This window comes from Okibacterium endophyticum (assembly GCF_054780075.1).
In genome coordinates, this window is sequence record NZ_BAAGXA010000007.1 from 422,843 (window position 1) to 436,155 (window position 13,313).

The following is a 13,313-nucleotide window of genomic DNA, read 5'->3' on the forward strand; positions in this document are numbered from 1 at the left end:
GTCGCTCACTCTCGCGCGGGAGGCTGTTCCGGCTGGTCGCTCGCACCCTCGGTGGCCCGCCGTGACAGGGTGAGCAGTTCGCCGAGTTCAACCTTAGTCAGCTCGCGCATCTCCCCCGCACGCAGTGTGCCGAGGTGCAGGGGACCGAACTGTCTTCTGACCAGTTCGATCACCGGATGATCGACGGCTTCGAGCATACGTCGCACGATGCGGTTCCTGCCGGAGTGCAGGGTGACCTCGACCAGGCTCGTTCCCCGGCCATCGCCGCCGCCGTCCTCTGCCTTTGTGCCCTGGCCGGCGGCGAGCACCCGCGCCTTGTCTGCGGCGATCGGTCCGTCCTCGAGGTCGATCCCAGCGGTCAGTTTCGCGACGGTCTGGGCAGACATCCGCCCCTCGACCTTGGCGATATACGTCTTCATCACACCGAAAGACGGGTGCGCGAGCACGTGGGCGAGATCACCGTCGTTCGTGAGGATGAGCAGCCCACTCGTCTCGGCGTCGAGACGGCCGACGTTGAACAGCCGTTCCTCGTATTCACGGGTGAAGCGCGACAGGTCTGGGCGCCCACGTTCGTCACGCAACGAGCTGTAGATGCCGACGGGCTTGTTGAGCATCACATAACGCTTGCTCGTGTCGAGCTGCACGGCCGTGCCGTCGACCTCGACCAGGTCTGACAGCGGGTCGACACGTCGCCCGAGCTCTCTGACGACGTCTCCGTTCACACGCACGCGTCCGGCCGAGATGAGGTCTTCAGACACCCGCCGCGACGCCACCCCAGCCGCTGCAAGCACCTTTTGCAGGCGGACGCCCGTCGGGGCGTCCTCGTTGCGATCAGTGGACGTCATCGTCGAACCCTTCTGTTCCGTCTGCCAGGAGCGGCGAGATCTTGGGGAGCTCGTCGATCGAGTTGATGCCGAGCTGCTGCAGGAGCAGGTCGGTTGTTCCATAGTTGATGGCGCCGGTCTCGCTGTCGGTGAAGAGCTCGGTGATGAGGCCGCGGCCGGCGAGCGTGCGCACGACCGAGTCGACGTTCACGGCGCGGATCGATGCAACCGAACCACGTGTGATCGGCTGCTTGTACGCGATGACGGCGAGGGTCTCGAGCGCCGCCTGAGACAGCTTCGACGGGTTCTGCGACGTGACGAAGTCAGCGACGACCGGGTCGTACTCCGTCCGCACATAGAGGCGCCAGCCTCCGCCGACCTCGCGAAGCTCGAAGCCTCTGCGCACAGTGCCGCTCTCGCCGTCGTAGTCCGCCACGAGCGCCTCGATGGCCTGACGGACGGCCGCAACGGGGCATCCGATGGCCGTCGCCAGACTCACGAGGCTCTGCGGCTCGTCTGCCACCATGAGGATCGCCTCGATGGCGCGCGGCACGTCGACCTTGGTGGGGCGCTCGGGCGGTTCGGGCCGCTCAGATGTTCCGGCCGGTCCGGCCTCGGTGACCTGTCCGTCGTCTGTCTGCTGCTCGTCAGTTGTCATAGTCGGCTCCGAGGTTGGCGAGGTTGTCGTGAGACCAGTTCTCCGCGCTCCAGGTGAGTGTCAGCTCACCGAGCGGTTCGATCTGTTCGAAGGTGATGGCCGCGTGGCGATAGAGCTCGAGCACCGCGAGAAACCTCGCCACGACGACGCCCTTCTGCTCTGCGCCCGCGATGAGCTGCCTGAACGTCATGCGCTCGCCTGTGCGCAACAGTGCGACGACGTGAGCAGCCTGCTCCCTGATGCTCACGAGGGGGGCGTGCAGGTGGTCGAGGCCCACAACGGGGATCTCGCGCGGTGCGAACGCCAGGGCCGCGAGAGCGGCGAAGTCCTCGAGAGTGAGCGTCCAGACGAGCTCGGGTGTTCGGCGGCGGTATTTGTCTTCGAGACGCACCGTGCGGGTGTGGCGCGTCGCTTCTGCGTCGAGCTTCTGGGCGAACCATCCCGATGCCTCTTTGAACGCCCTGTACTGCAGCAGGCGGGCGAAGAGAAGGTCACGTGCCTCGAGAAGCGCCACGTCTTCTGCGTCGACGAGTTCACCCTGCGGCAGCAGACCGGCCACCTTGAGGTCGAGCAGGGTGGCGGCGACCACGAGGAACTCTGAGGCCTGGTCGAGCTCGTCATCGGAGTTGAGTCCGCGCAGATATGAGAGGAACTCGTCTGTGACCTTCGACAGCGAGATCTCCGTGATATCGAGTTCGTGTTTCGAGATCAGCGAGAGCAGCAGGTCGAACGGCCCCTCGAAGTTCGAGAGCGCGACACGAAAGCCCGGTCGTTCGACATCGGCCTCGGTCCGGGTCTCGACCGCCGGATCAGGCTCAACCCGATCGGGCGCCCTGGATCCCGTCTGCACGCCCTCAGGCGACGGCGCCACGCGCAACCAGCTCCCGTGCGAGCTGACGGTACGCCTTCGCTGCCTGGTGCTCGGGCGCGAACTCGGTGATCGGGCTTCCCGCAACGCTCGCGTCTGGAAACTTGACAGTGCGTCCGATGACCGTCTCGAGCACACTGTCGCCGAAGGCGTCGACGACACGCTCGAGCACCTCTCGCGAGTGCAGGGTGCGCGAGTCGTACATCGTCGCGAGAATGCCATCGAGGGCGATGGCCGGATTGAGTCGGTCTCGCACTTTGTCGATCGTCTCAATGAGCAGAGCGACACCGCGAAGCGCGAAGAACTCGCACTCGAGCGGGATCAGCACACCATGGCTCGCGGTGAGCGCGTTGACGGTGAGCAAACCGAGCGACGGCTGGCAGTCGATGAGGACGACGTCGTAGTCGGCGGTCACCTTGCGCAGCACACGTGAGAGGATCTGTTCCCTCGCGACCTCGTTGACGAGGTGCACCTCGGCGGCCGACAGGTCGATGTTCGCCGGGATGAGATCGAGACCCTCCACAGACGTGTGCTGAATCGCCTCAGAGGCGTCTCTCGAGTTCGACAGCAGAAGGTCATAGATCGTGAGCGCGTCGTGGGTGTTCACGCCGAGGCCGGCTGACAGCGCCCCCTGCGGGTCGAAGTCGATGCAGAGCACCCGGCGGCCATAACCGGCGAGGGCCGCTCCCAGGCTGATCGTCGTCGTCGTTTTGCCGACGCCGCCCTTCTGGTTGCAGAGCGCGATGATGCGGGCGGGACCATGATCGGGCAAGCGCGGGGGTTCTGCGAATTCGCGTACAGGCCGGCCTGTTGGTCCGAGCTTCACCTGCTCGCCGCCTGCGGCCGTCTGTTCGTGTGCTTTCGCCACCTCTATTGCCTCGCTCCTTCGATTCGCGCCTACTGGCATCCGATTCTAACGGTGCCGCCGCGGGATGCCCGTCGGCCACGCGGCAACGCCGGCCGCGCCCTTCTCCACCGCCTCAGGCGGTAGCGCGCGGTGCGCGCCGCAGCATCAGCCGCTACACCTCTTGTGACGCGCGCTCCTAGCTCGGATAGCGCATCACAAAAGGTGTAGCGCGCGCTGAAGTTTCGGAATGCGGCTCGACAGGCTCGACCACCGAGGGCTGCTCGACCACCAGGACCCCTCCACCGCCGAGTGCTTCTCAACCGCGCTCAGGCGGTAGCCCGCGGGTGAGCGGTTGTGTACATGTCGCGCAGGGTGTCCGCCGTCAGATGGGTGTAGATCTGGGTCGTGGCCACGGATGCGTGGCCGAGAAGCTCCTGCACGACCCTCACGTCTGCACCGCCCTGCAACAGGTGCGTGGCGAAGGAGTGCCTGAGGGTGTGCGGAGACACGTGCGCTGTGATCCCCGCACGTTCGGCAGCGGCCTGGATGATGAGCCAGGCATTCTGCCGGGACACCCGCTGCCCGCGCAACCCGAGAAAGAGGGCAGGGGTGGCCGCGCCTCGCTGGGAGAGGATCGGGCGAGCACGCACCAGATACGCCTCGAGTGCCTCCCTGGCGTAACTGCCGACGGGGACTATACGTTCTTTGTCACCCTTGCCGAGAAGCCTGACGATGTCTGCATCGATGATGTCGTCGACGTTGAGCGACACCGCCTCGCTCACACGCGCTCCCGTCGCATAGAGGAGCTCGAGCAGAGCACGGTCGCGCAACTGCTGCACGCTGTCTCCTCCTGCCGCGTCGAGCAGGCCGGCGACCTGGTCGACGGTCAGCGCCTTCGGCAGTGTCGACGGCAGCTTCGGTGGTTTGAGCTCCCGCGTGACGTCGACGTCGACACACCCCTCGTCGAGCAAAAAGCTGTGGAATCCGCGCACAGACGAGATCAGGCGCGCAAGAGACGTCGCCGTGAGCGGTGCGTCATCGCGACGGGCCCGTGCCTGGAGGAAATCCTGCACCATCCCGTCGTCGACAGCCGCGGCATCCGTGACCTTCTGCTCCTCGAGCCACAAGCGATACGCCGTGAGGTCACGCCGATACGCCGCGACGGTGTTCGCGGCGAGCCCGCGCTCGATCGCCACGTGCCGCAGATAGACGTCGACGTCACGCTCCAGGCTCACAGCCCGCGTGCCGCCTTCAGTGCCCGCGGATGCGTCTGCCACGGCTCATCTGCGCGGCCGAGCGACACCCACGACCTGGCCCGTGCGGCGTGCGCGGCGAACACGGCCACGATCAGCGACGGGTTCTGAAGGCGCCTGGACAGCACGGCGTCGACGACCTCGTCGAGTTCGACCCAGCGCAGTTCGATGTCTGCTTCTTCGTGCTCACGGGCGAAGACCTCAGGGGCTGCGGCGAGCCCTCGCGCAAGATAGACGCGGATCGCCTCGTTGCTCCCGCCCGGACTGGTGAAGAAGTCGGTGAGCACATTCCACTCGGCGGCGACCAGGTCGGCTTCTTCCGCCAGCTCACGCTGCGCGGCGACCAACGGGTCCTCACCGTCGACGTCGAGGAGCCCGGCGGGAATCTCCCACTCGCTCATCCGCACGGGGTGACGGTACTGCCTGATCAGGAGCACCTGGCCGTCGTCATTCATCGCGAGAACGGCGACAGCGCCGGTGTGGTCCACGTATTCACGGGTGATGGTCTCGTCGTTGTACCGGAACGACTCGCGCCTGACGTCCCAGACCGCACCGTCGAACACTCTCTCGCTCGACACCGTCTGCACGGGGAGTGCCGTGTCCGCCAGCGGTTCCGCATCTCGTTGTGCTGCGTCCGCAGCCGCTGATCCACGCGAGTCGGTCATCGACCTATACGTTCGTCGACAGAACTGCCGCGTCGGCAGCCTCTTCGGCTTCTGATGCGACCTCGAACAGCAGACTGGCCTGCTTGCGCTCGAGCGCGGCGCCGATCAGCCCACGGAACAGCGGATGAGCCTTGGTCGGCCGCGAACGCAGCTCGGGGTGTGCCTGCGTGGCCACATAGAACGGATGCTGTTCCCTCGGCAGTTCGACGAACTCCACGAGATGGCCGTCTGGGCTGGTGCCTGAGAACCGGAAGCCGGCCGCGGCTATCTGCTCGCGATAGGTGTTGCTGACCTCGTAGCGATGACGGTGCCTCTCAGAGATCTCATTCGCACCGTACAGCTCTGCGACGATCGATCCTTCCTCGAGCACGGCCGGGTAGAGCCCGAGACGCATGGTCCCGCCCAGGTCGCCCTCCGCGATGATCTCGACCTGCTCGGCCATCGTCGCGATGACGGGGAACTCGGTGTCCGGGTCGAACTCCGTCGAACTCGCGCCGGGCAGAGCCGACTCGTTACGCGCGTACTCGATCACCATGCACTGCAGGCCGAGGCAGAGCCCGAGGGTGGGAATCCGGTTCTCTCGGGCGAACGTCAAGGCGCCGAGTTTTCCCTCGATGCCCCGGATGCCGAAACCGCCCGGAACGCAGATCCCATCGACATCCGAAAGCGCCTTCGTCGCCCCGTCGACGGTTTCGCACTCGTCCGACGGAACCCACCTGAGCTTCACACGTGTGCTCTGGGCGAACCCGCCCGCCTTCAGCGCCTCTGTGACCGACAGGTAGGCGTCGGGAAGATCGATGTACTTGCCGACGATGCCGATGGTGACCTCGTGCTTGGGCTCGTGCACAGCCCGCAGCACACCCTCCCAGCGTGACCAGTCCACATCGTTCGCCTCGAGGCCGAGGTGTTCCATGATGTAGGCGTCGAGACCCTGGTCGTGCATCATCGTCGGGATGTCATAGATCGACGGCACGTCGACGGCATTGACCACGCCGTCTTCGTCGACGTCGCACATCAGAGCGATCTTGCGCCTGTTCGCCTCGGTCACCGGACGGTCGCTGCGCAACACCAGTGCGTCCGGCTGGATCCCGATGGAACGCAGGGTGGCGACGGAATGCTGCGTCGGCTTGGTCTTCTGCTCACCGGAGGCGCCCATGTATGGCACGAGGGAGACGTGCACGAAGAACACGTTCGACCGTCCGAGCTCATGGCGCACCTGCCGCGCGGATTCGATGAACGGCTGTGACTCGATGTCACCGACGGTGCCGCCGATCTCGGTGATGATGACGTCTGGTTTGGGGGTTTCGGTCGCCTGCAGCCGCATACGACGCTTGATCTCGTCTGTGATGTGCGGAATGACCTGAACCGTGTCACCGAGATACTCGCCCCGGCGTTCCTTCGCGATCACCTGCGAATAGATCTGACCGGTCGTCACGTTCGCCGCCTGACTCAGGTTGATGTCGAGAAAGCGCTCGTAATGACCGATGTCGAGGTCGGTTTCCGCACCGTCGTCCGTCACGAACACCTCGCCGTGCTGGAACGGATTCATGGTGCCGGGGTCGACGTTCAGATAGGGGTCGAGTTTCTGCATCACAACCCGCAGTCCGCGAGCCGTGAGCAGGTTGCCGAGGCTCGCCGCCGTCAGCCCCTTGCCCAAAGAAGAAACGACACCGCCGGTCACGAAAATGTGCTTGGTTGTGTCGTTTTGATTGCCCGCGTCTCGATTGTTCGCCACGGGCTTTTATCCTACCACGCGTGATCGGGCCTGCGCCGTGCTGCGCGGTCGGACCGAACCGCCTGAGCTGCTCTCTTCGGCGAGCCCGAGAAGCTCGCGAGCGTGCTCGAGCCCCGACTCGCTGTCTGCCAGTCCCGAGAGCAGACGCGTCATCTCGGCAACGCGTTCGTCGTCGCCCAGCCTGCGCACGCTGGAGGCCGTGACGTTGCCGTCGCTGTCTTTCACCACGGCGAGGTGGTTGGTGGCGAACGCTGCGACCTGTGCAAGGTGGGTCACGACGATGACCTGCGAGGACTCGGCGAGCCGGGCGAGCCGACGCCCGATTTCGATGGCCGCCGCTCCCCCGACGCCGGCGTCGACCTCGTCGAAGATGAACGTGGGAACGGGATCGACCCCCGCGATCACCACCTCGAGTGCGAGCATCACCCGCGAGAGCTCTCCGCCGGATGCCCCCTTGCCGAGCACACGCGGCTGCGCGCCGGCGTGCGGCTGCAGCAGAAAACTGATGGTGTCTCGCCCGTGCTCTGTGTAGTCGCCGTCAGACGAGACACCGACGGTGAGTGCGGCATCCGCCATCGCGAGAGCCGAAAGCTCGGCTGTGACCTCTTCTGCGAGACGGGCTGCCGCCGCTGTGCGCACAGCGCTCAGGCGTGTTGCCGCCGCGTCGAGCTCACGCTCCTCGAGCTCGACGCCGCGCTCGAGCTTGAGGACCCGGTCGTCATCGCTGTCGAGTTCGAGCAGTCTGGCACTGCCGGTCTCGAGTGTGGTGATGACGTCGTCGAGCGTCGGTCCATAGCTGCGGCAGAGTCTGGTCAACTCGGCCCGGCGGTCCTGCACACCCTCGAGCTCCCGGGCACCGTCTTCGTCCAGTCCGGCCAGGTAGCCAGAGAGGTCGGCGGACACGTCCGCGGCCAGGTAGCCGATCGCCTGCAACTGCTCGACAACTCCGGCAAGCGCCTTGTCGAAGCCCGCCACTCGCTCGAGCTGCCGCCTGGCGAGGTCGATCAGGCCGATGACGTCCGTGCCGTCGAGGTCTTCGGTCGACATGGCTTCTCGCGCGGCCGTCGCCGCGAGTCGAAGCTCCTCGATGTTGGTCAGCCGTTCTGCCCGTGACGCGAGTTCCTCGTCTTCTCCCGGCTGCGGCGCAGCCGTCTCGATGTCGTCGAGGGCACGGCGAAGCTCTGTCGCCTCGTGCTGCCTCTGGTCGCGCTCGTCGATGAGCCGGGCCAGCTCCGTGCGGTTCTGCACGTATCGGTGGTAGATCTCGCGGTACGCGGCCAATGCCTCCGAGAGGTCCCTCCCCCCGAACCGGTCGAGCGCGTCGCGCTGAGCTGTCGCCGAGCGCAGCCGCATCTGATCGGACTGGCCGTGCACCACAACGAGCTGGCCGCCGAGCTCGGTCAGCACACCGACCGGGGCGGCCCGCCCGCCGACCTGCGCTTTGCTCCGTCCCTCTGCCGAGACCGTTCTGCCCAGCGTGAGCTCGGCGAGGTCGTCGCCGAAGCGGTCGATGTCGCCGCCGGCCTCTCGCACACGGTCGGCGACGTCTCCATCCGCACGGACGATCCAGCGTCCGTCGACGGCGGCCTGTGCCGCGCCCTGCCTGATCACTCCGCTGTCCGCGCGTCCGCCGAGCAGCAGCCCGAGTGCTGTCACGACCATGGTCTTGCCTGCACCGGTCTCACCGGTGATGGCGCTGAAGCCGGGGCCGAGCGGGAGTGAGGCCGAGGCGATCACACCGAGATCACGGATGTTGAGCTCATCGATCATGGGCGATCGGTCCTCTCCAGCCTGTGACGGGCAGGTGGAACTTGCGAACGAGCCTGTCTGTGAACGGGCCCTGGTGCAGGCGGGCGAGCCGCACGGGAATCGACGACCGCCGCACCACGATCCGCGCTCCATGCTCGAGCTCGTGCATCCGGCGTCCGTCGCACCACAACACGGCCGTGGCGTCGGTTCTGTCGAGCACGTCGATTGCCAGCGGCGACTCGGGTCCCACCACGATCGGCCGGGCGAAAAGCGCGTGCGCGCTCAGTGGAACAAGTGTGATCGCCTCGACGCTGGGCCAGACGATCGGCCCGCCCGCAGAGAAGTTGTATGCAGTCGACCCGGTCGGTGTCGAGATCACCACACCGTCACAGCCGAACGATGAGAGCGGCCTGCCGTCGACCTCGATGACGACCTCGAGCATCCGTTCTCGGCTTGCCTTCTCGACCGTCGCCTCATTGAGCGCCCAGGTCTCATAGACAACGGTTCCGCCGACCTTGACCCTCACAGACAGCGTCATACGTTCTTCAACGAGGTAGTCGCGCACGATGACGCGGTGAACGGCATCGGCCAGGTCGTCTCGTTCGCTCTCGGCGAGAAAACCCACGTGACCGAGGTTCACCCCGAGCAGTGGTGCCGAGAACCCGCGCACGAGCTCAGCGGCGCGCAGGATGGTGCCATCGCCGCCGAGCACGATCACCAGTTCGAGATCGGCCTTCGTCGTGTCTTCGCCGAGAATCTCCACGTCGCCGATGGACACACCCGAGGCGACGATCTCGGTGTATTCGTCACGGGCCAAGACGGGAGTCGCGCCGGCGACCCTGAGCTGATCGATCACCTGAACCGCTGCCGTGACGGAATCGGCGCGACCGGTGTGAGGCACAACGAGAATGCGACGTCGATCTTCGGTCACGGACTAACTCCAGCCATCTGGGTGATCTGCTTCATCCATTCTGTCGGATTGCCATGACCCGTGGTGCGCTTGAGCCACACAAGATACTCGAGATTGCCGTGCCCGCCGGCGATCGGAGAGGGAATCAGGCCGGCGGTGCCGAGGCCGATGTCCCAGGCGCTCCAGAGCACGGCCTCGAGAGCCTCTGCGCGCAGCTGCGCCGCACGAACGATCCCCTCGCGGATTCCGGAACGCCCGACCTCGAACTGCGGTTTGATGAGCAACACCAGGTCAGCCCCCCGTGCGACCGATGCCGCGATCGGTTCGAGCACAAGGGTCAGTGAGATGAACGAGAGATCCGCGACCACCAGGTCGGGCACGGCGACGACACCGGATGCCGCCGCGAGTGACTGTGCAGACAGGTCACGCACGTTGAATCCCTCAACAGTCACAACACGTTCGTCCTGCCGAATGAGCGGAGCGAGCTGACCGTGCCCGACATCGAGGGCGATCACCGGTTCTGCGCCACGTTCGAGCAGCACCTGGGTGAACCCGCCCGTCGACGCACCGACGTCGAGAGCCGTTCTGCCTGTCACATCGACACCGAAGGAATCGAGCGCGGCATTGAGCTTGTGAGCGCCCCGGCTGACGTAGTGGTCTGCCCCGGCCACCTCGATCACCTGCTCGTCTGTGACCCGGAGGGACGCCTTGGCGACGGCGTGGCCGTCGACTTTCACCAAGCCTGCGGCGATCAGCTGCGCAGCGGCGGTGCGTGAACGGGCGAGACCACGCTCGCTCAGCGCGGCGTCGAGCCGTGTCGGTGCCATGCCTGCTGGTTCTTGTCGTCTCGGGTTCGTGATGCAGAGGGGTCCGCCCCTTCGAGCCGCACACGGAGCTCCTCGTGGAGCGCCGCATAGGCGTCTGCCCGCTGCTCGAGCGGCTGATCTTCGATCAGACGCAGCCGAGGCAGAAGTCCGTCGTCGCCTCCGGCCGCCTGGTCCTCCTGCTCGCTGCTCACGACTTCAGCGTACCCGCGCTCTCGGCATAGAGCTGTTCCGGCACCCTGAATCCGAAGATCGCCCTTCCCGACTCCCAGATGACCGCGCACGCTGCGCGCAGCAGATCGATCTGCTTCTTGCCCTCACGGGCGATCACCACGTCGACTCCTTCGATCCGCACAACAGCATCGCCGACCTTAGCCTGGCTGCCGTCCCTCGAGATCCGCGTCGCCGGGTACGGCTCGTGCAGTTGCCGCAGGTCGTCGAGAATGAATGCGGGGCGGGACTGCGCGTCGGCAGCGAGAACGTGCTTCGCACGGTCGACTCCGGTGAGCACAAGCGCCGCTGGAATGCCTGCACGATTCGCGCCGAGGATGTCTGTGTCGAGTCTGTCTCCGATGAACAGCGGGCTTCGCGCGGAGAAGCGATCGACCGCCTCGTCGAAGATCGGGACCTCTGGTTTGCCCGCCACCATCGCGAGGCGTCCGACAGCTGTGTGGACCGCAGACACGAGGGTGCCGTTGCCCGGCGCGATGCCACGTGCCTGGGGAATCGTCCAGTCGGTGTTCGTTGCGATCCAGGGCAGCTCGACGCCGTCGGCGCGGGGCTGCAGGGCGAACGCCGCCTCTGCGAGGTGCTGCCAGCCGACCTCGGGGGCGAAGCCCTGGATGACGGCGGCAGGGTCATCGTCTGCGGAACGTGTCACAGCGAACCCCGCCTTCTCGACCTCGGTGACCAGCCCGTCGCCCCCGACGACGAGAATCGTCGCCCCGGGGCTCACATGCGCGGCGAGCAGGCGCACAGCGGCCTGCGGGCTCGTCACCACATCGTGAGGGGCGACTCTCAGGCCGAGCTCGGACAGATGAGCGGCGACAGTCGTGTCCGTGCGAGACGCGTTGTTCGTGATGTAGCCCAGCCGCCTGTCCGCCCCCGCTTTGTTCAGGCTCTCGACGGCGTGTGGAATGGCCGCCTGGCCCGTGTAGATGACCCCGTCGAGGTCGGCAAGCACAACATCGACCCCGTCGAGCGGGGTGCGCTCCCTACTCCCCCGCACGATCGGGCTCCTCATCATCGTTCGCGGCGGATCGAGTATGCTCGTCAGGAGCGTGTCGAAGGGGCGAGACCTCGTCATCCGCCGACCCTGTCGACACCCCCTCGTCGTCAGAGTCGGCTCCCCCGTCCAATGGGGCCGGCGGTTCCACCGTGACCTCGTCGTCGAGGATTTCCTCGAAGACGGTCACCGTCTCGCTCTCGTCGTCGTGTTCGGCCTCGTCGAGAGCGGCCTGCGCGACATCGGCTCTCGACCACCAGGTTTCAGCCTCATCGAGGCGCCCGAGCTCTTCGAGCACGTCGCCGTAGGCGGCAAAGAGATCAGGGCTCCAGACGAACGCCCGGTGGGGGTCGAGCTCTGGAATATGAAGCTCCGCGAGTGCGAGTTCCGGCTGGCCGAGGTCGAGGCGCGCCCCGGACATGGCGATGGACAGTGCGACACGAACGGGCGACGGAAGCGCATTCCTGTCGATCGATCGGCCGAGCTCCAGGGCTCGCTCCGGTCGCCCGACACCGCGTTCGCTGTCAACCATCAGCGGAACCTGGGCGTTGGAGCCGGTGATACGACGGTGGGTGCGCAGTTCGCGAAGCGCGAGAGCATAGTCACCTGTCGCATATGCCGTGATGGCCAGCGTCTCGCGCACCACGCCGATACGACCGGCGCGTCGCGCTGCAGAGAGTGCGTGCTGATGCGCCGTCGTCGGGTCTTCTTCAATCAGGCGTGCAGCCATAACGAGGTGCTTCGCCACCCAGTCTGCGTTCTCACCGGTCAGGGTCTTCAGTTCATTGCGGGCGACGCGATCGAGTTCTTTCGTCTGCACGTCGTCTGGGATCTCGGGGTCGTCGTGCCGCGGCCGCACGGAGCGCAGTTCCCTGGCACGCTGCTGTTCTTCGGTGAGCTCCTCTTCGTGGCGCGTGGCGTCACGGTCACCACGAGCCGGACGGCCATCGCGTGTCCAGAGGGCCTTGTCCGGGCCGGGACGGCCTCGACGGTCATTCGCTCCCGCCGGACGGCGATCACTGCCCTGCGGTCGTCTGTCACCGTCGCGGACAGGGCGGTCCTTCGACCAGGAGCCTCGCTTCTCGCCGGGGCGGTCGTCGCGCCGCGCGGGACGGGAGTCGCGAGCCGGACGAGAGTCGTGTACGGGCCGAGCACCGTCTCGAGCAGGGCGCTCGTCACGAGAGGGGCGCTCGTCGCGAGAGGGGCGCCCGTCGCGAGAGGGGCGCCCGTCGCGAGAGGGGCGCCCGTCGCGAGAGGGGCGCCCGTCACGAGAGGGGCGCCCATCCTTGCCTGCGGAGCCTCGTTCCGGGCGATTTCTGCGGGTGTCCGGCTCTCGACGTGGGGCGCTGGAGCCTGCTCGATCGCGATCACTGCCCCCGGCTCCGCCGCGCTGGCCTCGCTCATCGCGACCACCCGTGTGACGCGAGGCGCCCCCGCGCCGCGGGTCTGCCGACGGATCTTCTGCGGTGTCGTCAGACATGGTCATTCCCCTGTTCGTCGCGAAGCTCTGTGTTGTTGTCGTAATGGTGGCCCGGCGATGCTGGCGGGCAGATGCGGTCCTGTCGTCGACCGTCTCTGGCAGCGTACCCGGTCTGTCGACGAGAGGCGAGGCGAGGTGCTGAGCGGGTCTTGGCAGTCTCGGTCAGCGGCCGCGACCACCACGGGTGTGTGTGTGTGTGTGTGTGGGTTAACGCAGGAAGGCCACCCAACGATGGGTGGCCTTCCTGACCAAATAAAGTCCGGCGGTGTCCTACT

The 13,313-nt window shown here is 66.3% G+C and carries 14 protein-coding genes; all 14 read right to left on the reverse strand.

Translation table 11 applies throughout. The features are described from left to right. Positions 1–5 precede the first annotated feature (5 nt). The 14 genes from ACYVF5_RS11865 to ACYVF5_RS11930 all read right to left on the reverse strand — a co-directional run bounded on the left by ACYVF5_RS11865 (position 6) and on the right by ACYVF5_RS11930 (position 12,962). Positions 6–845, reverse strand: coding sequence for a pseudouridine synthase (locus ACYVF5_RS11865; protein WP_460946584.1), 840 nt, complete (start codon positions 843–845; stop codon positions 6–8). Continuing rightward, the gene (scpB, locus tag ACYVF5_RS11870; protein WP_460946586.1) at positions 832–1,482 is read right to left on the reverse strand and encodes an SMC-Scp complex subunit ScpB; all 651 of its coding nucleotides are present in this window, start codon (positions 1,480–1,482) and stop codon (positions 832–834) included. The genes ACYVF5_RS11865 and scpB overlap by 14 nt, the downstream gene beginning before the upstream one ends. Then, the gene (locus ACYVF5_RS11875) at positions 1,472–2,353 is read right to left on the reverse strand and encodes a segregation and condensation protein A (protein ID WP_460946588.1); all 882 of its coding nucleotides are present in this window, start codon (positions 2,351–2,353) and stop codon (positions 1,472–1,474) included. Before ACYVF5_RS11875 ends, scpB begins: the two co-directional genes overlap by 11 nt. After that, positions 2,337–3,218 (reverse strand): ParA family protein, encoded by an 882-nt coding sequence (locus ACYVF5_RS11880; protein WP_460946590.1) that lies wholly within the window; start codon positions 3,216–3,218, stop codon positions 2,337–2,339. Before ACYVF5_RS11880 ends, ACYVF5_RS11875 begins: the two co-directional genes overlap by 17 nt. A gap of 305 nt (positions 3,219–3,523) precedes the next feature. Next, positions 3,524–4,432 (reverse strand): site-specific tyrosine recombinase XerD, encoded by a 909-nt coding sequence (gene xerD, locus ACYVF5_RS11885; RefSeq protein WP_460946649.1) that lies wholly within the window; start codon positions 4,430–4,432, stop codon positions 3,524–3,526. Further along, positions 4,429–5,115 (reverse strand): NUDIX domain-containing protein, encoded by a 687-nt coding sequence (locus ACYVF5_RS11890; protein ID WP_460946592.1) that lies wholly within the window; start codon positions 5,113–5,115, stop codon positions 4,429–4,431. Before ACYVF5_RS11890 ends, xerD begins: the two co-directional genes overlap by 4 nt. 4 nt (positions 5,116–5,119) lie before the next feature. After that, complete coding sequence (locus tag ACYVF5_RS11895) at positions 5,120–6,850, reverse strand: CTP synthase (RefSeq protein WP_460946594.1); 1,731 nt, start codon at positions 6,848–6,850, stop codon at positions 5,120–5,122. Positions 6,851–6,856: 6 nt separating this feature from the next. Next, complete coding sequence (gene recN / locus ACYVF5_RS11900) at positions 6,857–8,620, reverse strand: DNA repair protein RecN (RefSeq protein WP_460946596.1); 1,764 nt, start codon at positions 8,618–8,620, stop codon at positions 6,857–6,859. Beyond that, complete coding sequence (locus ACYVF5_RS11905; RefSeq protein WP_460946598.1) at positions 8,610–9,530, reverse strand: NAD kinase; 921 nt, start codon at positions 9,528–9,530, stop codon at positions 8,610–8,612. The genes recN and ACYVF5_RS11905 overlap by 11 nt, the downstream gene beginning before the upstream one ends. Then, positions 9,527–10,336 carry a TlyA family RNA methyltransferase gene (locus ACYVF5_RS11910; protein ID WP_460946600.1) on the reverse strand — a complete coding sequence of 270 codons (810 nt, stop codon included), beginning with the start codon at positions 10,334–10,336 and terminating at the stop codon, positions 9,527–9,529. The genes ACYVF5_RS11905 and ACYVF5_RS11910 overlap by 4 nt, the downstream gene beginning before the upstream one ends. Continuing rightward, positions 10,306–10,527, reverse strand: a complete 222-nt coding sequence (locus tag ACYVF5_RS11915) for a hypothetical protein (protein WP_460946602.1) — start codon at positions 10,525–10,527, stop codon at positions 10,306–10,308. The genes ACYVF5_RS11910 and ACYVF5_RS11915 overlap by 31 nt, the downstream gene beginning before the upstream one ends. Further along, positions 10,524–11,561, reverse strand: coding sequence for an HAD-IIA family hydrolase (locus ACYVF5_RS11920; protein ID WP_460946604.1), 1,038 nt, complete (start codon positions 11,559–11,561; stop codon positions 10,524–10,526). Before ACYVF5_RS11920 ends, ACYVF5_RS11915 begins: the two co-directional genes overlap by 4 nt. After that, complete coding sequence (locus ACYVF5_RS11925) at positions 11,548–12,417, reverse strand: hypothetical protein (RefSeq protein ID WP_460946606.1); 870 nt, start codon at positions 12,415–12,417, stop codon at positions 11,548–11,550. The genes ACYVF5_RS11920 and ACYVF5_RS11925 overlap by 14 nt, the downstream gene beginning before the upstream one ends. After that, positions 12,336–12,962: a hypothetical protein gene (locus tag ACYVF5_RS11930; RefSeq protein WP_460946608.1), complete on the reverse strand. Its 627-nt coding sequence runs from the start codon at positions 12,960–12,962 to the stop codon at positions 12,336–12,338. The genes ACYVF5_RS11925 and ACYVF5_RS11930 overlap by 82 nt, the downstream gene beginning before the upstream one ends. Between the last annotated feature and the right edge of the window lie 351 nt (positions 12,963–13,313).

Bases quoted from the DNA above. Each gene is read 5' to 3' on its own strand.
- ACYVF5_RS11910 (WP_460946600.1), bottom strand. From the start codon at position 10,336: ATGGCACCGACACGGCTCGACGCCGCGCTGAGCGAGCGTGGTCTCGCC.
- scpB (WP_460946586.1), bottom strand. From the start codon at position 1,482: ATGACAACTGACGAGCAGCAGACAGACGACGGACAGGTCACCGAGGCC.
- recN (WP_460946596.1), bottom strand. From the start codon at position 8,620: ATGATCGATGAGCTCAACATCCGTGATCTCGGTGTGATCGCCTCGGCC.
- ACYVF5_RS11890 (WP_460946592.1), bottom strand. From the start codon at position 5,115: ATGACCGACTCGCGTGGATCAGCGGCTGCGGACGCAGCACAACGAGAT.
- ACYVF5_RS11865 (WP_460946584.1), bottom strand. From the start codon at position 845: ATGACGTCCACTGATCGCAACGAGGACGCCCCGACGGGCGTCCGCCTG.
- ACYVF5_RS11930 (WP_460946608.1), bottom strand. From the start codon at position 12,962: ATGAGCGAGGCCAGCGCGGCGGAGCCGGGGGCAGTGATCGCGATCGAG.